This is a genomic window from Rhizobium aureum, from assembly GCF_030182495.1.
GTDB lineage: Bacteria > Pseudomonadota > Alphaproteobacteria > Rhizobiales > Rhizobiaceae > Rhizobium > Rhizobium tropici_C.
Genome location: NZ_JAQJCI010000004.1, coordinates 316,759 through 339,551, shown reverse-complemented (window position 1 = coordinate 339,551; position 22,793 = coordinate 316,759). Strand labels below are relative to the sequence as shown.

Sequence of the window (22,793 nt, the reverse complement as noted above, 5' to 3'; positions counted from 1 at the left end):
ATATAATTCGCAAGGAATTTCAAGCGATCCAGTCGATGGCGGCAAATATTTGATAGGCTCCGCGAAGCTTTACCGAAATTTAAGCACTTGCAGAACACATATGGAACATATAGTGTCCGTTCTGGATTTGTTTCACGACGATTTTCTTGATTTGGGGTTCCAAGACGATGTTGACGCGCAAGCAGCAGGAACTGCTTCTCTTCATTCACGAGCGAATGAAGGAATCCGGTGTCCCGCCATCTTTCGACGAAATGAAGGACGCACTGGATCTGGCATCCAAATCCGGCATTCACCGTCTGATCACCGCGCTCGAGGAGCGCGGCTTCATTCGCCGCCTGCCCAATCGGGCGCGGGCACTCGAAGTCATCAAGCTGCCGGAGGCCTATAATTCAAGCCTGCAGCCACGACGCGGCTTTTCACCGAGCATTATCGAGGGCAGCCTCGGCAAACCCCAGCCAGTCGCGCCTCCAGCCCCGGCAAAGGTTGCCAACGACGAGCACAATAGTTCCGCATCGGTACCGGTCATGGGGCGCATCGCCGCCGGCGTTCCGATTTCCGCCATTCAGAACAACACGCACGACATTACCGTTCCCGCCGATATGCTCGGCTCCGGCGAGCATTATGCGCTGGAGGTCAGGGGCGATTCGATGATCGACGCCGGAATTTTCGATGGCGATACGGTCATCATCCGCAATTCGACGACAGCCAATCCCGGTGATATCGTCGTTGCGCTCGTCGACGACGAAGAGGCAACGCTGAAGCGATTCCGCCGCAAGGGCGCTTCCATCGCATTGGAAGCCGCCAATCCGGCCTATGAAACCCGTATCTTCGGGCCGGATCGCGTCAAGGTCCAGGGCAAGCTTGTAGGGCTTATTCGGCGCTATCATTGACAGACGAGTTATCACCAACAGTTGGACTATCATTGACGGGTGATATCTGCGCAGGTGGCGTACCGAATTTGCCGGTGCGCCAATCATAGGTTCGGTGCCTGGTCCATGGTCGCTGAGGGTTTTCGAAAGCGACAGAGACAATAGGCTTATCGGCCGTGAGCGTCATTTCGATGGACCCGGTTTTGCGCAATGTCGCACCGGTTATGAGCATTGCGGCCGGAACGGCAATAATCAAGTCGTAGCCGGATCGGCGTGACGACGATGTTTGCGGTATCGCAAGCCGGCGGCAGATAGGCGGCATTTTCGATGGTGACCAACATGGCGCCGTTGTCGAGCATCGCCACGCACCATGCGCCCTTCTGACAGGCGAAACTTCCCTGCATTGTCCGATCCAGAGCCTCCTCCATCGCCTTGCGGACTGCATTTTGCTCTTCCCTGCTTAACCGGCGGCGGCGATCGGTCGTCTTATTGATCTGCGGAAGCCGGTCATCAGCGGGGAGCATGGTGGGTGGCTGATGTTCGGTTGCGACCAGCGCCTTCTGCCATTGTTCGAAAATGAAGACCTGCGGCCTTTCGCGATTTGTGGCGAGTATATCGTCCTGTCGCAACGCAACCAGGACACCATCTTCGGAAATCATCAGATCCGGCTTCGGCACACCTGAGCCGAATGCCGCCACGCCGATGGATGAAAGCAGCAACAGCAAGCCTAAATGGCGAAGCCGGGTCCGCAGCACGGTCATGATCAGAAAGCCGGCAATGAAGGTCGGCATCAGCCAGCCGGGTTGGCGGCCGAAGGTGATGTCGCCTCCCCAACCGGCCACAGTTTTGGCGATCAGGATGACTAGTTCCAGTCCCTCGCCGGTGACGTTCCAAAACGGCCCGTCCAGGCCGATAGGCATCAGCAGCATTGCGGCCATGCCGAACGGCATGACAATGAAGGAGACGACCGGCATGGCCGCAAGGTTGGCGGCGAGACCGTATGTCGCCAGCCGGTGAAAATGCTCGATCGAAAAGATGGCCGTCGATGCACCGCCGATGAACGAGGTCGACAACACGCCACCGAAGAAGCGCGACACGAAGAGCAGCGGGCTTATCAGACGGATCCGCGAGAGGATGTTTTCGCGGTGCCGCCGCCGTTTCCACAGCGAATAGCCCGACACCAACGCCAGCGTCGCTGCATACGACATCTGGAAGCTTGGGCCGAGCACCTGCGACGGCGACAGAATGAGGATGACGATGGCGGATAGCGCGACATTGCGAAGGCTGAGCGACGGCCGATCGAAAAGTACGGCCACCAGCATGATCGCCATCATGATGAAAGCGCGTTCGGCGGATACGCCGAAGCCTGAAATCAGGTAATAGGCCGTTACCGTCAAAAGCGCGCCGAAGGCCGCGAACTTCTTGGTCGGCCAGGCCTGAGCAACTCCCGGAAACAAGCTGAACAGATAGCGCAGGCCGACGTAGAAGATGCCGGCCGACAGCGCCATGTTCAGCCCTGAAATTGCGATGATGTGAGTGAGACCGGCAATTCGCAGCGACTCGGTCGTATCCTTTGAGATCGCACGTCTCTCATCGGTGACAAGCGCTGCCGCAAAGGCGCCCGTATCTCCCGGCAAGGTTTCCCGGATCCTGTCTCCGATGCCGTTGCGCAGGCCGGCGAGCCAGATATCGGCCTTATCCAGCGGCGAATCTGCAACGCCATCACCGGATGGAGACAATAAGGTCGGGTTGCCATAGGCGAAACCGTTCGCACCGATTCCATTGAAATAGGAACTGAAGGCGAAATCATTGAGGTCAGGCAGAGCAGGCCCGGACGGCGGTGTCAGACGCGCCTTGCCCTGGATGCGATCGCCGAGATCGAACGGCTTCGCCTGCTTGCGTATGAAGATCGTGACCCGTTCCGGCGAACGGCGAATCGTAGGCTTTTCCGTCGTCTCGACCCGGACGACATAGCGCCAGCCTCCATTGTCATAGGATTCGCGCCGCTCGACGCGGCCGGTGACGGTCGTCGTCACCGCCGAGTCGAGCATCACAGTGGAAACCCGCCAACTTTCCCATTGCGCCAGCGCCATGCCGAGGCAAATAAGCATGCCGGCGAAAAGCAGGTGGCGAGACAGCCTACCCGCTTCCCGCCGGAGCGCGAAGCTGGCGGCAAAGACACAGAGGCCCGCCAGCACGGCTTGCGGAGGCGGATCGCTACTAGCCTTGAACCAGAAGATGGCACCAAGGCCCATATAGATCGACGCGAAAAGGATGGCGCGGCCGTGTGTCGCCTCCTCTTCGACCAGTCGAGCAACGCTTCCTCCAATGCGGCCCGCGACCAGAAGGAGACGCGAAGCCAACGGCGCCTGATCCTGCGTCCGCGCTCCTTGCCGCACTTTGGCGCGAAGCATGATCGTCGCAACAGCAGGCGAAGCTGCGAGGGCGCAGCGACATTCCGGCCTTCTTCCCGCTGCTCCGTTGCCTCCAAATTAGGCACTCGCCACCGCCCCCATACAAAACCACAGCTTCGGCGCGATTTTTGCCGTCACCATGCAGTGATTTCAACCGAAATCGGCATGAGAGAAACGAAATAGAGGCGGTTTCCCTGCGCAGCCTTGTCAATGACGCTACCGCAGTGCCCAAAAGTTGATACCGCATTGCACAATTCGGCAATGGGATAACTTGGCATTAGGCTCTGGATCATATAGCTAGTCGGTAGTCGCTTAACCTTTTGGCGCTTTTTATGGCGTCAATCCCGCCAAATCTTGGAGGATCAGCATGACGGAACAAAGCGCGAAACTAACTTGGGGTGAAAAGACGGTGGATTTGCCGGTGAAAACCGGAACCATCGGCCCAAGTGTCATTGATATTGGTGCCCTTTATAAGAACACCTCCACTTTCACTTACGATCCTGGCTTCACCTCGACCGCATCGTGCGAGTCCAGCATCACCTATATCGATGGCGACGAAGGCGTTCTGCTGCATCGCGGCTATCCAATCGATCAGCTGGCCGAACATGGCGATTTCCTCGAAGTCTGCTACCTGCTGCTTTACGGCGAGCTGCCGACGACGGCGCAGAAGAAGGACTTCGACTATCGCGTGACCCACCACACGATGGTGCATGAGCAGATGTCGCGCTTCTTCACCGGCTTCCGCCGCGACGCCCATCCGATGGCCGTCATGTGCGGCTGCGTCGGCGCGCTCTCGGCTTTCTATCACGACTCGACCGACATCACCGATCCGCACCAGCGCATGGTCGCAAGCCTGCGCATGATCGCCAAGATGCCGACGCTCGCCGCCATGGCCTACAAGTACCATATCGGCCAGCCCTTCGTTTATCCGAAGAACGATCTCGACTATGCGTCCAACTTCCTGCGCATGTGCTTTGCTGTTCCGTGCGAAGACTATGTCGTCAATCCGGTGCTCGCCCGCGCCATGGACCGCATCTTCATCCTGCATGCCGACCATGAGCAGAACGCATCGACCTCGACGGTTCGCCTGGCGGGCTCTTCCGGCGCCAACCCGTTCGCCTGCATTGCAGCAGGCATTGCCTGCCTCTGGGGTCCGGCCCACGGCGGCGCCAACGAAGCCGCGCTGAACATGCTGAATGAGATCGGCACCGTCGACCGCATTCCGGAATTCATCGCCCGCGCCAAGGACAAGAACGATCCGTTCCGCCTGATGGGCTTTGGTCATCGCGTCTATAAGAACTACGATCCGCGCGCCAAGATCATGCAGAAGACGGCGCATGAGGTTCTGGGCGAGCTCGGCATCAAGGACGACCCGTTGCTCGACATCGCAATCGAGCTCGAACGCATCGCTCTGACGGATGAATATTTCATCGAGAAGAAGCTCTATCCGAACGTCGACTTCTACTCCGGCATCACGCTGAAGGCTCTCGGCTTCCCCACGACCATGTTCACCGTTCTGTTCGCTCTCGCCCGCACCGTCGGCTGGATCGCTCAGTGGAACGAAATGATCGAGGATCCGCATCAGCGCATCGGCCGTCCGCGGCAGCTCTACACCGGTGCACCGCTGCGCGAATATGTGCCTGTTTCCAAGCGCTAAGCTTCGGTATTGAAACAAAAAACCGGTCAGAGATGACCGGTTTTTTTATGAGCTAGCATATCCAGAACGATCTGCGCCGCCTTATCGCCGGGGGGCTCCTGCGTCTGCATTCGCTCCCAAACGAGATCGTAACCAGCAAGCATCGCGGCGCGCTCCGGCGTGTCGTTCGCCAGGCGCTCCATATAGCGAACGAGCATTCCTGGCCGCAGAACATCGTTGATCAGCTCGGGCAGGACAGCGTAATCGGCGATCAGGTTCGGCAGGGCGGCCGTCCATATCTTGATGCGCGAGAGCACAAACTTCGCCAGCCATTCCGTTTTGTAGGTCGAGACCACGGGAACCCCGGCAAGCCCCAGTTCCAGAATCACGGTGCCGGAGGCTGCCATGGCGGCATCAGCCTTAGCAAAAGCGCTCCATTTGGCATCCTGGCCGACGACGATATCCGGCTTGACCTGCCAATTTCCGACAAGAGAACGCACCAAAGCTTCCTGCCGCGGTACAGTCGGCAATAGAAAACGAATATTATCGTTTCGCCGGCTAAGCTCTTCAGTAGCCCGCTCAAAAACCGGAAGAAGCTGCCGGATCTCCGATGCGCGCGATCCGGGCAGCAACAGGATCGTTTTCTGCGTATCGGCGCCGGCGAGACCGCGCAATGCACGCAGGCGGCGCGTCTCCAATAGATCGGCATCCACAGTCAGACGATGGCCGACATAGGTCGTGGCCGGGCCGCCAAGGCGCTGCATCGCGGCGGGCTCGAACGGCAACACGGCGAGCACATGGTCGACATAGGCGAGCATCTTCTGCGCTCGATATTCCTTCCACGCCCAGACGCTGGGGCAGACATAATCGACGATCGAAAGACCAGGCAGAACTTTGCGCACCTTCTTCGCAACCCGATGGGTGAAATCGGGGCTATCGATGATCACAAGAACATCGGGCTTAGCGGCAATGATGGCTTCGGCCGTCTGCCGGATACGGGCAAGCAGCTTCGGCAGACGCTTGATGACCTGAATGAACCCCATGATCGAGAGTTCGGAATAATCGAAGAGCGAGCGCAGGCCCTGCGCTTCCAACGCGTCGCCGCCCACGCCAATCAACTCGACCGGCCCGTCGTAACGCCGCTTCAAGGCCGCAACGAGATCTCCCCCCAGCAGATCGCCGGAGACCTCGCCGGCAACGACGGCAAGCTTCAAAGGTGCACCGCTCACATGAAGCCCTCCGCGCTCAGGCCCCGGTCGATGCCGCAGACGAAAATGCCGGCTTCGTCGGCGGCGGCAATCACAGCCTGCCGGTCGAGGATCAGCGCTCTGCCGGCTTCGATGGCAACTCCGGCAAGACCAGCCTTCTTGGCATTCGACACAGTGGATACGCCGATGGATGGCAGGTCGGCTCGGACATCCTGCTGCGGCTTGCAGAGCTTGACGAGTACGCCGCGTCGACGCGTCGAAATGCGTCCCGCTGCGCGCAGCTCGGCAACCCGCTCGATCATCTTGTCCGTGCCTTCGGCCCCCTCGAGCGCAACGACGCGACCGCCGACGCTGACCGAGCCCTGCCCGACATCGAGCAACCCCAGCGCATCGGCCGCCTTGGCACCTTGAGCGATGTCGCGCAGATCCTCGTCCGATGGAGAGAATTTTCCAAGAGGTCCAGTCGTCGCCAGTAGATCGGGCGCGATCTCGTGCGCACCGACGACACGAACGCCGCCCGCCTCGATCAGGCGAATGACCATCTGCAACACGGCGTTATCACCACCTGACAGAAGCGTGCGTATGGTCGAGGGCAATTCCTTGATGACGCGCCAAGTCGGATGCACCTGCCGCCAGGATGGCCGGCGCGCGACACCGCCGGACATGACGACGCGATCTACGCCGTGGCGGCGGAACATAGCCTCCAGGCCCGCAAAATTGCCGACACCGAGATTGGCGTGATCAAAGGCCGACCAGTCCCGGTCCGCCTCATCCGTCAATGCGATGATAACGGGATTTTCACCGGCCTGGCGAGCGGCGTCGGCAACATAAACCGGCAGAAGGCCGCTGCCTGCGATAATCGCCAGCCTGCCTTTGCCGTTTGGGCCGGCCGAAACCACGTCAGCTCTTGCCGCGATTGGGCGACGACAGAGCGCGGTCGCTATCGGCAGCAATGAAATCAAGGATTTCAACCACTTCCTTGCAATCGGCATATTCATCGCGGATCGCAGCCGCGTTGTCACGGATCGAGCCTTCGTTCTCGAAGATGCTCTTGTAGGCGCGGCGAACGCGGTGGATGACGGCCCGGTCTATGCCCGCTCGCGTCATGCCGACGACGTTCAGTCCAGACAGCACGCCCGGATTGCCGTTCAGCATGCCATAGGGAATGACATCGTAGCTTGCAGCGGTAAGGCCGCCGATAAAGGCCTGACGGCCGATACGGGTAAACTGATGCACGGCGCAGCCGCCGCCAAGGATGGCGCGGTCTTCGATCGTCACGTGGCCTGCCAGCATGACATTGTTTGACATGATGACGTTGTTGCCGACGCGGCAATCATGGGCGACATGCGAATTGGCAAGGAACAGGTTGTTGTTACCAACGACCGTCCTGCCGCCGTAATCGGCCGTACCGGTATTGATCGTCACACCCTCGCGGATCGTGCAGTTCTCGCCGACATCAAGCGTCGTTTCCTCGCCATGATGATGAACGCTCTGCGGATCACCACCGACAACGGCCATCGGAAAGATCTTCGTTCCCTTACCGATCGTCGTACGACCCGTCACAACGGCATTGTTGAGCAACTGAATATCGTCATGCAGAACAACCTTGGGACCGACATAGCAGAACGGGCCGACAACAACATTCTCGCCGACGACGGCGCCGTCTTCGACAACCGCCAGCTTATGAATGCGGGCGCTCTTTGCTATGCTGCTCATGCCTGTTCCTGATCCTTCCGTACGATCATCGCACCGATATCGGCTTCGGCGACCAAGGAGCCGTCGACCTTGGCGTCGCAATGGAACTTCCAGATGGTGCCACGCTGTTTGAGCTTCACGACATGGAATTCGACCCGGTCGCCCGGAACGACCGGCTTGCGGAAGCGGGCGTTGTCGATTGTCATGAAGTAGACGAGGTTGCCGCCAATGCCATCCTTGCGAGCGCAGATCGCGCCAGCGGTCTGGGCCATCCCTTCGATGAGCAGCACGCCCGGCATGATCGGCGATTCCGGAAAATGGCCGGTGAATTGCGGCTCATTGGCCGTTACGTTCTTGATGCCGATCGCGGAATTGTCGCTATCGATCTCGATGATCTTATCGACCATCAGGAAGGGATAGCGATGCGGCAACAGCTTCATAATTTCCAGAACGTCAGCCGACGACAACGACGCCTTGGCTTCCTCAGTCATGCTCCGCACTCCCGTCTTTCTTTTCCCTGGCTCCTGACCGCTTTGCGATCTCCGCCGATTCCCTTAGAAAATCCCATAGAGGCCGCGCTGGAAGGCCCGCATAGCGCTCTCCCGCCGGAATACTGTTCATCACGCCGCTCTTGGCGCCGATCTGCACGCCGTCGCCGATGTGGATGTGGCCATTGAGGCCCGCCTGGCCGCCGATCTGGACACCATCGCCGATCACCGTGCTGCCGGCGATACCCACCTGGCTGACGATAGCACAATGCCGGCCGATGCGGACGTTATGTCCGATCTGAACCTGATTGTCGATCTTGGTGCCTTCGCCGATCACGGTGTCGTCCATGGTGCCGCGATCGATTGTCGTATTGGCGCCGATCTCGACATTGTCCTGGATGATGACGCGGCCGATCTGAACGATCTTGATCATGCCACGAGGTCCCGGCGCATAACCGAACCCGTCTTGGCCGATGCGCGTACCATTATGAACGATGACGCCATTGCCGAGGTAGGCGCAGAGCACGCTGGCGCCGCCGCCAATGCTACAATTGCGTCCGATTTTCACGCCTGGTCCGATAAGAGCGTTGGCGCCGATATAAGTGCCCTCGCCGATCTCAGCGCCGGCGCCGATGACAGCACCCGGCTCGACGCCGATATTGGCCTCCAGCTTCGCTGTCGGATCAACAATGGCGGCCGGTGAAATCGTTCCCGGGTTTGCCGTGAATGTGACCGGCCGCATTGCTTCCGGATGCAGCAGGCCGCCGACGATCGCGAAATCCGTATGCGGTTTCTTCGACAGAAGCACCGGAATATGATCGGGAACGAAAGACCTCAGCGCCGGCAAGCAAATGATGGCGGAGGCCCTGCAGGTCTCCAACTCAGCGCGATTCTTTCGGGAAAGGATATAGCAAATATCACCCTCGCCTGCCCGATAGACGGGGGCGATAGATCTGATGGCGACCTCCGAAGAGGCCGCATCAGCAAGTTCCGCCCCAAGATGCTCAGCCAGTTGCCTTAGGCTGATGCCGCCATGGGGCGGGAAAAAACCAGTATGTTCCATAAGCACCAGCTCCAGAACGGTGTTCAAGCCCGAAGTTCTGGACTGCCGATATCAGAACTGGTTGGCGATGCCAAACCGGAAATTCTCAGTCTTGTCGTAATCTTCCTTCAAGACCGGCACGGCGTAGTCAACGCGGATGACACCGAACGGCGACGACCAGATCAGACCGGCACCGAGCGATGCGCGGATTGAGCTATCATTGTGAAGCGTATCGCCGAAGAGATTCGCCTTGTTGCCATAGAGCGTGCCCGCGTCGGCGAAGGCTGCAATGCGCAGACCGATATCCTGCGGCACACCCGGCATCGGCATGCTGGCTTCAGCCGAAGCCGTGAAGTAGGTCGTACCACCGAGCGGATCGCCATGCGACGAACGCGGGCCGATACCGGCATTCTCGAAGCCGCGGATTTCACGGCCGCCGAGCGTGAACTGATCGAAGACGTTCAGCTTGCCATCCGTGGGCATCACGTAACCGGCACCAACGGTAAGCGAGCCGATGATATCGGCTTCGTCGCTGATCATCTGGTAGTAACGAGCCTTACCGCTCAGCTTGTAGAAGTCGGAGTCGCCGCCGAGTCCAGCATATTCATGCGTGAACTTGGCGATGATGCCCTCGCGCGGCAGGTTCTGATCATCAAGCGTGTTGTAGGTGAATGTCTGCGAAATAGTCGACTGCGTCCAAGGACCGTTCTCGACGAGGTTGAGATACGGAGCAGAGAGATTGTTCTGCCAATCACTCGTGCCATCGTAGGTCAGGCGCTTGTAGTTATAGCGCAGGGTCGTCGCGAAGTTCTCGGTGATCGGCGCGGTGACACGCAGCGAGAAGCCTTCTTCCGAGTAATCGTAGAAGTCGTCGCTCGACGTCTGGTTCTTGAAGATATCGAAACCAGCAGCAAGGCGGTAGCCGAGGAAATAGGGCTCGGTGAACGAGATGTTGTAGGTGCGGTTACCTTCCGTGCCGGCGCCGGCCGCAATACGGATGTACTGGCCACGACCAAGGAAGTTCTTTTCTTCGACCGAAGCTTCAAGCAGCAGGCCACCGTTGTTGCCGACAGCGTAACCGGCACCGATGCCGAAGGAGCCGGTCGGCTGGTCTTCGACGTTGACGATCACGATGACGCGGTCGGCAGCACTGCCCTGCGCCGTCGAGATATCGACCTTGGTGAAATAGCCCAGCGCATCGAGGCGGCGCTTGGCGCGCGTGATCATTTCCTGATTGAAGGCATCGCCTTCGTTGAGATCGAACTCGCGGCGGATGACGTAATCGCGCGTACGGGTGTTACCGCGGATTTCGATCCGCTCGACATAGGCGCGCTCGCCCTGATCGACCAGATACTCGATACCGATGGTGTGACCGGACAGATCGCGATTGCCACGCGGCGTGATGCGGGCGAACGGATAGCCAGCGGAGGCTACGCGCTTGGAAATGTTCTCGATCGAGGTCTGGATATCCTTGGCGCTATAGACATCGCCCTTGTGGGTGATGATGAGACCCTTCAGCTCGTCGGCATTGATGCCCTCGACCGTTGAGACCACATTGATGTCGCCATAGGTGTAACGCGGACCTTCGTCCACGTTGAAGTTCAGCGTGTATTCGTTGTTCTGCTCGTTCAACGTCGCGTCGGCGCTGACGATGCGGAAATCGGCGTAGCCGTGATTGTAGTAGAACTGACGCAGCGCATCCTGGTCGGCCTGCTGGCGCTCAGGGCTGTAGACGTCCTTACGGGTCAGGAACGACAGGAAGTTGCTCTTCTTGGTGCTGATCACCGAAGCCAAGCGGCCACTGCCATAGGCCTGATTGCCCGAGAAATTGATCTTGTCGATCTTGGTGCGATCGCCTTCGTTGATGACGAATGCGACGTTGAGGCGGCCCGGAGAGACTTCCGCGGTCTGCGTCGTCACCTCGACATCGTTACGACCGATCGAAGCGTAGGCATCCTTGATGGTCTTGATATCAGCCTGAACGCTAGCCTCGTTGTACGGGCCTGCCGAATGGGTCTGAATGATGCCCTGAAGCTTGTCGTCCTTGATCTTGCGGTTGCCGTTGAAGACCACGGCGTTGATGAGCTTGTTTTCCTTGACCGTTACGACCAGGGTGCCGCCCGAAACCGTAATGTGAACATCGGAAAAATATCCGGTGGCATAAAGCTGCTTCACCGAAGCGTCGATGTCGCCGGGGGAGAAGTTCTTTCCGGGCTTGATCGTGATATTGTCGCGAACTGCCGTCGCGCCGACACGTTCCGCACCGCGAACATCAACGCGCTGAATGACAGCTGCTTCCGCGACCGAGGCAGAGGCAAGGGTGACAACACCAGCGCCAGACGCAACAACACCAGCAGACAGCGCTACCGCCGACACTGCGTTCAAAAATTTTGAACCAGCCTTCATTTTCACTTCTTACCTTTTTTCAATCGTCCCCAGCCTCGAGCGAACCCGATTCCGGCCACGTGTGTCGTTTTACCCGCTTTTGACATACAAGCAAGGGAGCACGTTAATTTCTGTTTACTTCATTTCAAAGCGTGGCTCATTCGCCACTACAGCTTTGAAACATCGTAAATAAATCGTAATTTCCTCTCGTCGTAGCCCCACTAGCCTATTCTGGAACTGATGTCGTTCCAGGTCGCAAACACCATGAGTGAGAGCACCATCGCAAATCCGATCCGGAAAGCGATATCCTGCGCCCTTGCACCCAAGGGTTTTCCCCTTACGGCTTCAATCGCATAGAACATCAGATGCCCGCCATCAAGTACCGGCACGGGCATCAAATTTAATAACCCTATTGAAACAGAAAGTATGGCGGCGAATTGGAGCACCGCTGCAAAACCCAAGGTTGCCATTTGTCCCGAAAGTTGCGCAACCCTGATTGGGCCTCCCAGCTGATCGGCCTTCATATAACCGCCGATGACATTGCCGATATATTCGAAAGTGCCGGAAACGATGCTGCCGGTCTGCTTCACACCTTCAGCAAGCGCCCGGAGCGGCCCATAGGCCTCATAGCGCAGCTTGATCGGCTTCTGGCCGTCGGTGATGCCGATGGTAGCGATCTCCGTCTGCGCACCGAAGGCATCGGTCTCCGCCGACTTCCTGGGCGTCACCGTCAGGTCGCGCGTCTGGCCGTCGCGCTTGACCGTCAGGGCCATGGCCTTATCGGCGTGACCAGCCGCATAGCGCTGCACTTCGCCGATGGAGCCGATGTCCCGTCCATCCACAGAAAGAATGCGGTCACCAAGCTCCAGGCCGGCCATCTGAGCAGGACTGTCGGAACCGATCGAGGCAATGATCGGATCGATCGGTGCGATTCCGATGCTGCCGATATCCTTTTTGTTACCGGACGCATCGGTATCGACAAGCGTCTCGGGCATGATCGGGACATCGCGGACCGTGCCGCTGCGCTGTATGGTCAGCACGATGCTCTTGCCGGGACGGTCGGCCACGTAGCGGCCGATATCGTAATAGGTCGCGACGTTATTGCCGTCGACCGCGATCAGCCGGTCGCCTGCCTGCAAGCCAGCCTTGGCGGCCGGACCTCCCGGCTCAACCGCGGTCACCACCGGATCGACGAGCGCAATACCAATGCGGCCCATTTCCATCTTGTTGCCGAACTGATCCGTATCTTCGACGAGCTTCGGCACGATCTGGAAATCGCGTTTCTGGCCGTCGCGCTCGACCGTCAGAACGATGGTACGGCCTGGGCGAAGACCGACATAGCGTTGCACTTCATCGAATGTCGCCACCTTATTGCCGTCGATGGCAACAAGACGGTCGCCTGGCTCAATGCCGGCTTCGGCAGCAGCGCCGTCACGCGTCACCATGGCGACGACCGGATCGGCGACCGTGCGGCCATAGATGCTGAAAAGGACGGCGAAGATCACGATGGCAAGAAGGAAATTGGCAATCGGGCCGGCCGCAACCGTAGCGGCCCTCTTCCAGAGCCTGGCACCGGCAAAGGACTGCGCCCGCTCCTCCTCCGTCATGGCGGAAAGCTGATCCACATCAGTCTTGCTGGAGGCATCCTCGTCACCGAAGAAGCGCACATAGCCGCCGAGCGGGATGAGCGAAAGCTTCCAGCGCGTGCCGTGCCGATCGGTAAATCCGGCGATCTCCGGGCCGAAACCGATCGAAAAAGCCATGATGCGGATGCCGGACCAGCGGCCGACCAGATAGTGCCCCATCTCATGCACGAAAACGAGCAGCGACAGGACGAAGACAAACGTGATGACGTTGTTCGTCAAGAAACCGATGAAGCCAGCCGCGCTACCCATGCAACGATCCTGTTCGTGTTAGAGCGGTTCAGCTTTCACGGAAGCACCGAACCGTTCCATTCTTCTGTTTTCTCGCAATTCCCGACGGAAAACCGCTGCGCAGTTTTCCCGGGATTGCTCTGGTATCAGACCCCGAGCAGAACGCCGCCCAATGAAAAGGTCTCGCCGCTCATTGTCAGCGACATTACGATAGCCAACAAAAACGCTGCAAAACAAGCAAAAATTAGTCCATCGACCCGATCCATGACACCGCCATGGCCGGGAATCAGATGGCTGGAGTCTTTCACGCCAAACTTGCGCTTGATGAACGACTCGAACAAATCGCCGATCTGGCTGCACACGGAAAGCACTAGGGCAAGGATGGGAATCCGCAGCTCATCGGCGGAGAAGAAGCTCCAGACGACCGCGGTTCCCGCGATGACCGCCGCGATGGCACCGCCGATTGCGCCCGACCATGTCTTGCCCGGCGAGATACGCGGGGCAAGCTTTGGGCCACCGATGGCGCGCCCGACGAAATAGGCAAGAATATCCGTTGCCCACACGGTGGCGAAAACAAACAGCATCAGCACGAAGCCGCGCAGATCGTCATCGCGAATCTCCGAAAGCGCAATCGTCGTCAGTCCGGAATAGAATATGCCGGCCGGCAGCCACCAGCTTCTGGCGCGAACCCCGACCATGATCGCCGTGACAATGGCGAAGACCGCCAGAATTTCGATGGAATAAACGGATTCGCCCAGGACCGTCGCCCCGGCAATCAGCACGAGACCAAGCCAGCCGAGGGCATTTCCCTGGGGATCACGGCCATGCAGATCCGTTATCGTCGACCATTCGTAATAGACGAGCAGACCGATCGCAGCCGAAAGAAGACGAAAGCTCAAGCCGCCATACCAAGTGGCGACAAGGACGATGACGGCGAGAATGATGCCGGAAATAATGCGCAGCCTGAGTTCGCGGCTCATCAGGACCCCACGGCGGCCGCCTGCTTGGCGGAAAGGCCGCCAAAGCGCCGGTCGCGCGCTGCATATTTTTCCAGCGCGGAGAAGAACAGATCACGGCTGAAATCAGGCCAATAGTCCGGCACGAACATGAACTCGGAATAAGCGGCCTGCCACAACAGGAAATTCGAAAGCCGTTCCTCGCCGCTCGTACGGATAATGAGGTCGGGATCGGGAATTCCGGCAGTGTCGAGACGGGCATCGACCAGTTCCGGGCTGATGTCCTGCGGACGCAGCCGCCCGGCCTCGACATCTCTTGCGAGGCTCGCGAAGGCGCGGGTGATCTCGTCGCGCGAGCCATAATTGAAGGCGATCACCAGCGTCAGGGCCGTATTATTCCGGGTGGTTTCCTCCGCCTCGATCAACAGAGGCAGAATATCGCCGCGCAGGTTGCTGCGATCGCCGATGACGCGAATCCGGACGTTCTGCCGATGAAGTTCTGCGAGATCGCGCCGAATGAAGGCCTTGAGCAAGCCTAGCAAATCGCTGACCTCAGTCTCGGGGCGGCGCCAGTTTTCCGAGGAAAAGGCAAACAGCGTCAGGTATTTGATGCCGATATCGCCGGCAGCCCGGACCGTTTCCCTGACTGCCTCCACGCCCTTGCGGTGACCCATGGTGCGCGGCAGGCCGCGTGCATTGGCCCAGCGACCGTTACCATCCATGATGATGGCAACGTGTTCGGGTACGACAGAGAACATGGGAGCTGACATATGGGTCCGGTTTCGTTCGGCGGAAATACGCTCTGGTCTCGTAATCTAGGGCGCGGCCACCGCTTTCAATATTGCCAAATCAAAAGCGCGGCCTCTCCCCGGCATGCGATCAGACGTGCATGATTTCCTTTTCTTTGTCGGCTAGCAAGCGATCGATTTCCGAAATCGTCTCATCCGTCATCTTCTGCACACGTTCGGAGAGAGAGCGGCTCTCGTCCTGGCCGATTACACCGTCCTTTTCGGCCTTTTTGAGACCATCCATGCCATCGCGGCGAACGTGGCGAATCGCAACCTTCGCCTTTTCCGCGTATTCGTGGGCGACCTTCACCAGCGAACGGCGGCGCTCTTCGTTTAGCTCCGGCAGTGGGATGCGCAGGTTCTGGCCGTCGACGATGGGATTAAGGCCGAGATTGGATTCCCGGATGGCACGCTCGACAGCGCTGACCATCGACTTGTCCCACACCGAAACCGTCAGCATACGCGGCTCCGGTACTGTGATGTTGGCGACCTGGTTCAGCGGCATGCGCGAACCATAGGCTTCGATCGTGACCGGATCGAGGATGTTGGCGGACGCACGCCCGGTGCGCAGAGAGGCGATATCGCTCTTGAATGCCGAGATGGCGCCATCCATGCGGCGCTTCAGTTCCTTAAGGTCGGTGCCTTCACTCATGTTCATACTCCCGTCGAATAAGGCGGCACCGGGCATGCCCGGCGCCATAGGAACGTCAATTGTCTGATACGATGGTCTTGCGGCCGCCGCCGGTCAAGATTTCCGCGAAACCGCCCTTCTCGTGGATGGAGAAGACGACGATCGGAATGGAGTTCTCGCGCGCGAGCGCCACGGCGGCCACATCCATGACGGCCAATCCCTTCTCAAGCACCTGGCTGTGCGTCAGATGGTCGAAGCGCTCGGCATCGGGGAATTTCTTCGGATCGGCGGAGTAGATGCCGTCGACCTGCGTTCCCTTGAAGATCGCTTCCGCGCCCATCTCGGCGGCTCGCAGCGCAGCGGCGGAATCCGTCGTGAAGAACGGATTGCCGGTGCCGCCGGCAAAGATCACCACGCGACCGAGCGAGAGATGATAAAGCGTCGCGCGCTGCGAGAAGCTTTCGCAGATTTCCGGCATGGAAATGGCGGAGAGCACCACGGTGTCGATATCGAGCTTGCGCAGCGAGGTCGCAAGCGCCAACGCATTGATGACGGTGCCGAGCATGCCCATATGGTCGCCGGTCACCCGGTCGCCGCCCTTCGAGGCCACGGCAACGCCGCGGAAGATATTGCCGCCGCCGACGACGACGCCGACCTCGACGCCCATCGCGCGCGCCTGCGCGATATCGCCGGCAATCCGGTCGGCGACGGTCACGTCGATGCCGAAGCCCTGACTGCCCATCAGAGCTTCACCGGAGGCCTTGAGCAACACGCGCTTGTAGATCGGCTGGGACATCGTAGCTCCTTGAAGTGATCATCGGGGAAATGATTGTGCAAGCCGGATACACGAAGGGCACCGCGTTGTCACGCGATGCCCATACGTTTTCCCTGATATGGTTTCGCCAAACCGGGATATGTCTCTTTTCGACCGTGCTTTTCCGCACTTCTTCAAATTGCGGAAAAGCCCTATCGTTTTGTTTCCTTACGCATTCCGAACGGAAAACCGCTATGCACTTTTCCTGGAAATGCTCAGATCAGCCCTTGGCGACAGCCGCAACTTCCGCAGCGAAGTCACTTTCTTCCTTCTCGACGCCTTCGCCGAGCAGCAGGCGGGCCATGCCGGTGATTTCGATCGGGGCGCCGGCGGTCTTTTCAGCTTCCTTGAGGGCAGCGCCAACCGTCAGGTCCGGATTGATGACGAAAGCCTGCGAAAGAAGAGCGACTTCCTCGAAGAACTTACGCATGCGGCCTTCGACCATCTTTTCGATGATGGCTTCCGGCTTGCCGGATTCGCGGGACTGCTCGATGAAGACGTTGCGTTCGCGCTCGGCGACGGCGGCATCGACTTCTTCGGCGCGGATAGCCAGCGGGTTGGTAGCAGCAATGTGCATGGCAATCTGGCGGCCGATCGACGTCAGAACAGCCTTGTCACCGACCGACTTCAGGGCGACCAGAACGCCGAGCTTGCCGATACCGTCGCCAGCAGCGTTATGGATGTAGGTCGCGACGACACCGTGCTCGACTTCCAGCTTGGCGGCACGACGGAGCGTCATGTTCTCGCCGATGGTGGCGATCGCGTCCTTGATGGCGTCGGCGACCGGCTTGCCGGATGCGGGATAGGTCGCAGCCGAAATGGCTTCGACCGTGCCGTTGGTGGACAGCGCGACTTCGGCGATGCCGCGAGCGAGGTCCTGGAAGGCGTCGTTACGAGCAACGAAGTCGGTCTCGGAGTTGAGCTCGACAACAACGGCCTTGTGACCGGCGCCAGCAATGGCAACCAGGCCTTCAGCGGCGGTGCGGCCGGACTTCTTATCGGCCTTGGAGATGCCCTTGGCGCGCAGCCAGTCGATCGCGGCTTCGATATCGCCGTTCGTTTCGGTCAGCGCCTTCTTGCAGTCCATCATGCCTGCGCCAGACTTTTCGCGCAGTTCTTTCACCAGTGCAGCCGTAATCTCGGTCATAAGCTTCCTCTTGTCGGTTCATACGGTGCGGCAGAAGGCATTAAGCCGAAGCGGCACCGATTTGAGGGACGAAATGTACCCGTAAGTATGACAGCGTTATGAAGCAGCGTCATACTGTGGAATTCTTGATTGGAACATGCCTGGATTTTCCGCCTACAGCGCCACGCGTCACAGATGACGCGCAAAGGTCGCTGTAGCACCTTAAATCTGCTGCATAATTTACCCTTAAATCGATTCCGATTTAAGGAATTATGCAGCGGGCAAGCAGTTACCAAAAACGCGATAAGGCCGCTCGAACTTGTTGAAGTCGCAAACGGCCTTATCCCGGATGTCATTGCGCTTGGGCGGACGGTATATTGTCCGCCTCTTGGCGCGATCAGGCTTCGGTGCCGTCCGCCAGGGTCGGCTCGACCGGAGCTTCTTCGGAAGCGCCGAGATCACGGCCCGATGCGCTCTGCTGGCGAGCAATGCCGTCGATGGCAGCGCGCGAGATCAGGTCGCAGTAGAGAGCGATGGCGCGCGAAGCGTCGTCGTTGCCCGGGATCGGGTAGTCGATGAGGTCCGGATCGCAGTTCGAGTCGATGATGGCGACGACCGGGATGCCGAGGCGCTTGGCTTCGTCGATCGCGATCTTTTCCTTGTTGGTGTCGATGATGAACATCAGGTCCGGCGTGCCGCCCATGTCCTTGATACCGCCGAGGGCCTTGTCGAGCTTTTCGCGCTCGCGCTCAAGGTTCAGACGCTCCTTCTTGGTGAAGCCCTGGGCTTCGCCGGAGAGGATTTCGTCGAGCTTGCGCAGACGCTGGATCGAGTTGGAGATCGTCTTCCAGTTGGTCATCATGCCGCCGAGCCAGCGGGCGTTGACGTAGTACTGAGCCGAACGCTTGGCGCTGTCGGCGATCAGTTCGGACGCCTGACGCTTGGTGCCGACGAACAGAACGCGGCCGCCGCGAGCAACGGTGTCGCTGACGACCTGCAGGGCGCGGCTCAGCATCGGAACCGTCTGGGCGAGGTCGATGATGTGGATGTTGTTACGATCGCCGAAAATGTAGGGCTTCATCTTCGGGTTCCAGCGATGCGTCTGGTGGCCGAAGTGAACACCAGCTTCCAGAAGCTGGCGCATAGAAAAATCAGGCAATGCCATGCCTTTGTCTCCTTTACCGGTTGAACCTCCGCAAGGCGAACAGCACCCTCTTCGAGAATGCCACCGGGCGGAACGATCCGGATTTCTCCCGGACAATCCCATGCCTTACGTGTGGAATGCGGGTGCCCATACAGTCGATTCACTTGGAATGCAAGGCTTGAGGCTCAAAATAGCCGATTCTTATCTCAGTCCGTCCCGCAGCAGGCTACTGACAGGCCTTTGTATCGAGAACCTCGAGCTTGGTGAGCTTGCCGGTCAATACGAAGTCGCCGTAATCCATGGTGAGATCACGCGTTATGCCGTTCTCGTAGAGTTTGAAGGACATGCGGTAGACGGGTGTGGCGTCGCCGGTGGACTTCTCGTTGAAATAGGCCACGGTCACCGGCCAGAAGGATGTCTTGGCGAAGGCGCCGGCCTTGTCAGCATCGGGATCATCCGTGGCCGGAGGCTGTGCCTTGCCCACAACCGTGGTGGCGATGAGCGGCTTGTCGCCGTCATCGGAGCCGTCGAAGACCTGCGCCTCGAAGAAATTCCTGCCAAGCTTGGCGTTGTGGATGATGTCGAGCATATGTTCCGTCGGGAAGCGGCTTTGGATGAGTTCGACCTGCTTGCTGTGCGGCTGCGTCAGATCGACTTTGATGCCCCTCTGATCGTCGCTTGCCGCTCCCCGCACGTCCTTGTCGAGCTGATTATCGGTAAAGGACTTTGTCTCGAAGCGGAACAGGCGCTTGCCGAGATCCTCGAATGTCGTCGTCTGCTGGTCGCTGACGCGGGTGGAATCGCCCGTATCGATCTTGGTCACAAAGCGGAAATTGGTGGTGAACCCGGTGCAATCGGAGCCTTCGAACTCATAGACCATGCGGCCGACCATGCCGGAAATGCCGGAGCGATCGGAAGCATCCTTCAGCTCGAGATCATAGACGGCGCGATGCGCGATCAGCCCGCTCGGGCCGGCTGCATAGGCGGCCGAAGTCCCCAGTGACAGAATGCCCAGCCCCGAAACGACGGCGGCAGCAAGACTCGAGCGGAACATTCATTATCTCCTGTTGGACTCGCATGCGATGTTATAAGAACGCTTTCGGCTGAAACGAGGCTGCCGATCCTAAGTGACGGAATTTAGTCTTGATGCCGGATTTTTGAAGTTTTTACAACAAAACGGGAGATGAAAATGTCCGACGCCATCGAAGGTCGCCTGAAGGAACTCGGCATCGTTCTGCCAGAGGCAGCGGCACCCGCGGCCAACTATGTTCCCTATGTCATCAGCGGCAATCTTCTTTATCTGTCGGGCCAGTTGCCGATGGAAAACGGCAAGATCGGCGTCACCGGCCATCTCGGCAAGGATGTGGATGTCGCAGGCGGCCAGCGCGCGGCCGAACTTTGCGCGATCAATATTCTCGCCCAGGCAAAGGCAGCCCTCGGCGGCGATCTCGGCCGGATCAGGCGGCTGATCAAGCTGAACGGCTTCGTCGCCTCGACGCCCGATTTCGTCGAACAACACCTTGTGATCAACGGCGCATCCAATCTTCTGGCGAATATATTGGGCGAAGCCGGCAAACACGCCCGCGCCGCCGTCGGCATGGCAGCCCTGCCGCTCAATGCCGCCGTTGAAATCGATGCCATTCTGGAAATTGCATAATGAACAAGCTTGCCTGGTTGACCGAGCGTCCCGTCGCTCACCGCGGCTATCATGACATGAACAAGGAGGTCTGGGAAAACACGCTCTCGGCCTTCAGCCGCGCCATCGAGGCGGGCTTTGCCATCGAGTGCGACCTGCACTATGCCTCCGACGGCGTTCCGGTGGTCTTCCATGATGACGACCTGCAGCGCGTCTGCAACCTGCCGGGCGAAGTGCGCGAGCGCACCTCGGCCGAACTCGGGCTGCTGTCGGTCGGCGGCACCAAGGACAAGATCCCGACGTTGAAGCAGCTCCTGCGGCTCTGCGACGGCAAGGTGCCGCTCGTGCTCGAACTCAAGGGACGCGAAGGCGACGACGAGGGCTTTGCAGAATCCGTGCTCGAAGTGCTCGAAGGGTACAAAGGCCATGTGGCGCTGATGAGTTTCGACCATTGGCTGCTCAAGGACCTCAAGGCGCTGGAAGCGCCCTACCCTGTGGGATTGACGGCCGAAGGAAACAAGCCCGAGACGTTTTTTCAGCATGACGAAGCCATGCATCTTGGGCTAGACTTCATCTCGTACTTTTACGGCCACCTGCCGAATCCCTTTGTTACGGCGCAACGCCAGCGCGGTATTCCGGTCATCACCTGGACCGTGCGCGACGAAGCGGCCCGCAAACATACATTTGCCAATGCAGACCAGATGACCTTCGAAGGTTTTGACCCGCGCCTGGCCTCATAAATCGGGATCGATTGAAGGAGAGGCTTTGCGCAAACCCAAATTATCGCTGCGCCTACGACATATCCTTCCTGGTGGAGGCGCAGCGGTGAGAGCCCCTCCCTTCCTTCCAAGCGCAAGAGTTTGATGACAGACGAATTATCCATTCGAGTCGAACGATCCTTCAAGAACATCGCCCCGGAGAGCTGGTCGAAGCTGGCCGGAGCGTCCAGAACCGGCAGCATCCTGCCCTACAACCCCTTCGTCTCGCACGCTTTCCTGTCGTCGCTCGAGGAGTCCGGCTCCGCGACCGACAAAACGGGATGGCTCGGCAATCATCTGCTGCTTGAAACCGACCGCGGCGAATTGCTTGGTGCCGTCGTAGGCTATCTGAAGAGCCATAGTCAGGGCGAATATGTCTTCGACCATGGCTGGGCCGATGCTTTCGAGCGTGCCGGCGGCCGCTATTATCCGAAACTGCAATGCTCCATTCCCTTCACACCCGCCACCGGGCCGCGGCTGCTCGTCGCCGAGGGACGGGATAGGAACGTGCTGCAGCCCGCGCTCGCCGAAAGCCTGAAAGAAGTCACCCGGCAGCTCGGCGTTTCCTCGGCCCACATCACCTTCCTGCCGGAAGATGAGGTTTCGGTTTTCGAAACCGACGGCTATCTGCATCGCACCGACCAGCAGTTCCACTTCATCAACGAGGGGTATGCCGATCACGACGCATTCCTGGAGACGCTGGCATCGCGCAAACGCAAGGCGCTGAAGAAGGAACGGCGCGCGGCGGTCGAGCATGGCATCACCATCGACTGGCTGACCGGCAGCGACCTCACCGAGAACATCTGGGATCAGTTCTTCGCCTTCTATATGGATACCGGCGGCCGCAAATGGGGCCGCCCCTATCTCACCCGGACATTCTATTCGCTGATCGGCGAGCGCATGCCTGACGATATCCTGCTCGTCATGGCGAAGCGCGAAGGACGTTATATCGCCGGCGCCATCAACTTCATCGGCGGCGAGACGCTGTACGGCCGCCATTGGGGTTGCATCGAGGATCATCCCTTCCTGCATTTCGAGGTCTGCTATCATCAGGCGATCGATTTTGCGCTGAGCAAAGGCTTGAAGCGCGTGGAAGCCGGGGCGCAGGGCGAACACAAGCTGGCGCGCGGCTATCTTCCCGTCATCACGCATTCCGCGCATTATATTGATCATCAGGGCCTGCGGCGCGCCGTTGCCGACTATCTGAAGCATGAACGGGAGCAGGTGGAGGAGATGAGCGAAATCCTTACCGAGCACAGCCCCTTTCGCAAGGGTGAGCGGCAGGATATCTAACCGTTCGGCATAAACACAAACGCAAGACGAGGAGAT

The 22,793-nt window shown here is 59.0% G+C and carries 19 protein-coding genes and 1 pseudogene; 5 read left to right on the top strand and 15 right to left on the bottom strand.

Going from position 1 to position 22,793, the window contains the following annotated elements:
* Positions 1-167: 167 nt before the first annotated feature.
* Positions 168-890 carry a transcriptional repressor LexA gene (lexA, locus tag PH552_RS12985; RefSeq protein ID WP_113249959.1) on the top strand — a complete coding sequence of 241 codons (723 nt, stop codon included), beginning with the start codon at positions 168-170 and terminating at the stop codon, positions 888-890.
* Here the strand turns inward: lexA and PH552_RS12980 are convergent.
* Positions 871-3,283, bottom strand: a pseudogene (locus PH552_RS12980) (ComEC/Rec2 family competence protein). The gene lexA and the pseudogene PH552_RS12980 overlap by 20 nt on opposite strands.
* 367 nt (positions 3,284-3,650) lie before the next feature.
* On the opposite strand from PH552_RS12980, the gene gltA reads away from it, so the two are divergent.
* On the top strand, positions 3,651-4,940 hold the full coding sequence (gene gltA, locus PH552_RS12975; protein ID WP_112340833.1) for a citrate synthase: 1,290 nt from the start codon (positions 3,651-3,653) through the stop codon (positions 4,938-4,940).
* Positions 4,941-4,966: 26 nt separating this feature from the next.
* On the opposite strand, the gene lpxB is transcribed toward gltA, so the two are convergent.
* The 14 genes from lpxB to PH552_RS12905 all read right to left on the bottom strand — a co-directional run bounded on the left by lpxB (position 4,967) and on the right by PH552_RS12905 (position 20,124).
* On the bottom strand, positions 4,967-6,148 hold the full coding sequence (gene lpxB, locus PH552_RS12970; protein WP_113249916.1) for a lipid-A-disaccharide synthase: 1,182 nt from the start codon (positions 6,146-6,148) through the stop codon (positions 4,967-4,969).
* Entirely contained in the window at positions 6,145-7,026 is an 882-nt protein-coding gene (locus tag PH552_RS12965; protein WP_113249915.1) for an LpxI family protein, read from the bottom strand. The genes lpxB and PH552_RS12965 overlap by 4 nt, the downstream gene beginning before the upstream one ends.
* A gap of 1 nt (position 7,027) precedes the next feature.
* Complete coding sequence (gene lpxA / locus PH552_RS12960; RefSeq protein ID WP_112340836.1) at positions 7,028-7,843, bottom strand: acyl-ACP--UDP-N-acetylglucosamine O-acyltransferase; 816 nt, start codon at positions 7,841-7,843, stop codon at positions 7,028-7,030.
* Positions 7,840-8,313 carry a 3-hydroxyacyl-ACP dehydratase FabZ gene (gene fabZ, locus PH552_RS12955; protein WP_112340837.1) on the bottom strand — a complete coding sequence of 158 codons (474 nt, stop codon included), beginning with the start codon at positions 8,311-8,313 and terminating at the stop codon, positions 7,840-7,842. The genes lpxA and fabZ overlap by 4 nt, the downstream gene beginning before the upstream one ends.
* Positions 8,306-9,373, bottom strand: a complete 1,068-nt coding sequence (gene lpxD, locus PH552_RS12950; protein WP_113249914.1) for a UDP-3-O-(3-hydroxymyristoyl)glucosamine N-acyltransferase — start codon at positions 9,371-9,373, stop codon at positions 8,306-8,308. The genes fabZ and lpxD overlap by 8 nt, the downstream gene beginning before the upstream one ends.
* 51 nt (positions 9,374-9,424) lie before the next feature.
* A complete protein-coding gene (gene bamA / locus PH552_RS12945; protein WP_112340839.1) occupies positions 9,425-11,758 on the bottom strand; it encodes an outer membrane protein assembly factor BamA in 2,334 nt (777 codons plus the stop codon).
* 200 nt (positions 11,759-11,958) lie between these two features.
* The gene (rseP, locus tag PH552_RS12940; protein ID WP_113249913.1) at positions 11,959-13,632 is read right to left on the bottom strand and encodes an RIP metalloprotease RseP; all 1,674 of its coding nucleotides are present in this window, start codon (positions 13,630-13,632) and stop codon (positions 11,959-11,961) included.
* A gap of 125 nt (positions 13,633-13,757) precedes the next feature.
* Positions 13,758-14,591 carry a phosphatidate cytidylyltransferase gene (locus PH552_RS12935; RefSeq protein WP_113249912.1) on the bottom strand — a complete coding sequence of 278 codons (834 nt, stop codon included), beginning with the start codon at positions 14,589-14,591 and terminating at the stop codon, positions 13,758-13,760.
* Positions 14,591-15,337, bottom strand: coding sequence for an isoprenyl transferase (locus PH552_RS12930; protein WP_112340842.1), 747 nt, complete (start codon positions 15,335-15,337; stop codon positions 14,591-14,593). The genes PH552_RS12935 and PH552_RS12930 overlap by 1 nt, the downstream gene beginning before the upstream one ends.
* A 109-nt stretch (positions 15,338-15,446) precedes the next feature.
* Positions 15,447-16,007 carry a ribosome recycling factor gene (gene frr / locus PH552_RS12925; protein ID WP_112340843.1) on the bottom strand — a complete coding sequence of 187 codons (561 nt, stop codon included), beginning with the start codon at positions 16,005-16,007 and terminating at the stop codon, positions 15,447-15,449.
* 55 nt (positions 16,008-16,062) lie between these two features.
* Positions 16,063-16,782 carry a UMP kinase gene (pyrH, locus tag PH552_RS12920; RefSeq protein ID WP_047633286.1) on the bottom strand — a complete coding sequence of 240 codons (720 nt, stop codon included), beginning with the start codon at positions 16,780-16,782 and terminating at the stop codon, positions 16,063-16,065.
* A 238-nt stretch (positions 16,783-17,020) separates the two neighbouring features.
* Positions 17,021-17,947, bottom strand: coding sequence for a translation elongation factor Ts (gene tsf / locus PH552_RS12915; protein WP_113249911.1), 927 nt, complete (start codon positions 17,945-17,947; stop codon positions 17,021-17,023).
* A 376-nt stretch (positions 17,948-18,323) separates the two neighbouring features.
* Complete coding sequence (rpsB, locus tag PH552_RS12910) at positions 18,324-19,091, bottom strand: 30S ribosomal protein S2 (RefSeq protein ID WP_047633284.1); 768 nt, start codon at positions 19,089-19,091, stop codon at positions 18,324-18,326.
* Between the two features lie 205 nt (positions 19,092-19,296).
* Positions 19,297-20,124, bottom strand: a complete 828-nt coding sequence (locus PH552_RS12905; RefSeq protein WP_112340845.1) for a cell envelope integrity EipB family protein — start codon at positions 20,122-20,124, stop codon at positions 19,297-19,299.
* 135 nt (positions 20,125-20,259) lie between these two features.
* Here PH552_RS12905 and PH552_RS12900 point away from each other — a divergent pair, with 135 nt between their 5' ends.
* The 3 genes from PH552_RS12900 (at position 20,260) to PH552_RS12890 (ending at position 22,757) form a co-directional block, all read left to right on the top strand.
* Entirely contained in the window at positions 20,260-20,727 is a 468-nt protein-coding gene (locus PH552_RS12900) for a RidA family protein (protein ID WP_113249910.1), read from the top strand.
* Positions 20,727-21,446 (top strand): glycerophosphodiester phosphodiesterase, encoded by a 720-nt coding sequence (locus PH552_RS12895; RefSeq protein WP_183763474.1) that lies wholly within the window; start codon positions 20,727-20,729, stop codon positions 21,444-21,446. Before PH552_RS12900 ends, PH552_RS12895 begins: the two co-directional genes overlap by 1 nt.
* A 123-nt stretch (positions 21,447-21,569) precedes the next feature.
* Entirely contained in the window at positions 21,570-22,757 is a 1,188-nt protein-coding gene (locus PH552_RS12890) for a GNAT family N-acetyltransferase (protein WP_113249908.1), read from the top strand.
* Positions 22,758-22,793: the final 36 nt, after the last annotated feature.

What these genes read in the sequence shown, in the direction of transcription:
- lexA (WP_113249959.1), top strand. Translation starts at nt 168, where the DNA reads ATGTTGACGCGCAAGCAGCAGGAACTGCTTCTCTTCATTCACGAGCGA.
- gltA (WP_112340833.1), top strand. Translation starts at nt 3,651, where the DNA reads ATGACGGAACAAAGCGCGAAACTAACTTGGGGTGAAAAGACGGTGGAT.
- lpxA (WP_112340836.1), bottom strand. Translation starts at nt 7,843, where the DNA reads ATGAGCAGCATAGCAAAGAGCGCCCGCATTCATAAGCTGGCGGTTGTC.
- fabZ (WP_112340837.1), bottom strand. Translation starts at nt 8,313, where the DNA reads ATGACTGAGGAAGCCAAGGCGTCGTTGTCGTCGGCTGACGTTCTGGAA.
- lpxD (WP_113249914.1), bottom strand. Translation starts at nt 9,373, where the DNA reads ATGGAACATACTGGTTTTTTCCCGCCCCATGGCGGCATCAGCCTAAGG.
- bamA (WP_112340839.1), bottom strand. Translation starts at nt 11,758, where the DNA reads ATGAAGGCTGGTTCAAAATTTTTGAACGCAGTGTCGGCGGTAGCGCTG.
- rseP (WP_113249913.1), bottom strand. Translation starts at nt 13,632, where the DNA reads ATGGGTAGCGCGGCTGGCTTCATCGGTTTCTTGACGAACAACGTCATC.
- PH552_RS12935 (WP_113249912.1), bottom strand. Translation starts at nt 14,591, where the DNA reads ATGAGCCGCGAACTCAGGCTGCGCATTATTTCCGGCATCATTCTCGCC.
- PH552_RS12930 (WP_112340842.1), bottom strand. Translation starts at nt 15,337, where the DNA reads ATGTCAGCTCCCATGTTCTCTGTCGTACCCGAACACGTTGCCATCATC.
- frr (WP_112340843.1), bottom strand. Translation starts at nt 16,007, where the DNA reads ATGAGTGAAGGCACCGACCTTAAGGAACTGAAGCGCCGCATGGATGGC.
- pyrH (WP_047633286.1), bottom strand. Translation starts at nt 16,782, where the DNA reads ATGTCCCAGCCGATCTACAAGCGCGTGTTGCTCAAGGCCTCCGGTGAA.
- tsf (WP_113249911.1), bottom strand. Translation starts at nt 17,947, where the DNA reads ATGACCGAGATTACGGCTGCACTGGTGAAAGAACTGCGCGAAAAGTCT.
- rpsB (WP_047633284.1), bottom strand. Translation starts at nt 19,091, where the DNA reads ATGGCATTGCCTGATTTTTCTATGCGCCAGCTTCTGGAAGCTGGTGTT.
- PH552_RS12905 (WP_112340845.1), bottom strand. Translation starts at nt 20,124, where the DNA reads ATGTTCCGCTCGAGTCTTGCTGCCGCCGTCGTTTCGGGGCTGGGCATT.
- PH552_RS12900 (WP_113249910.1), top strand. Translation starts at nt 20,260, where the DNA reads ATGTCCGACGCCATCGAAGGTCGCCTGAAGGAACTCGGCATCGTTCTG.
- PH552_RS12895 (WP_183763474.1), top strand. Translation starts at nt 20,727, where the DNA reads ATGAACAAGCTTGCCTGGTTGACCGAGCGTCCCGTCGCTCACCGCGGC.
- PH552_RS12890 (WP_113249908.1), top strand. Translation starts at nt 21,570, where the DNA reads ATGACAGACGAATTATCCATTCGAGTCGAACGATCCTTCAAGAACATC.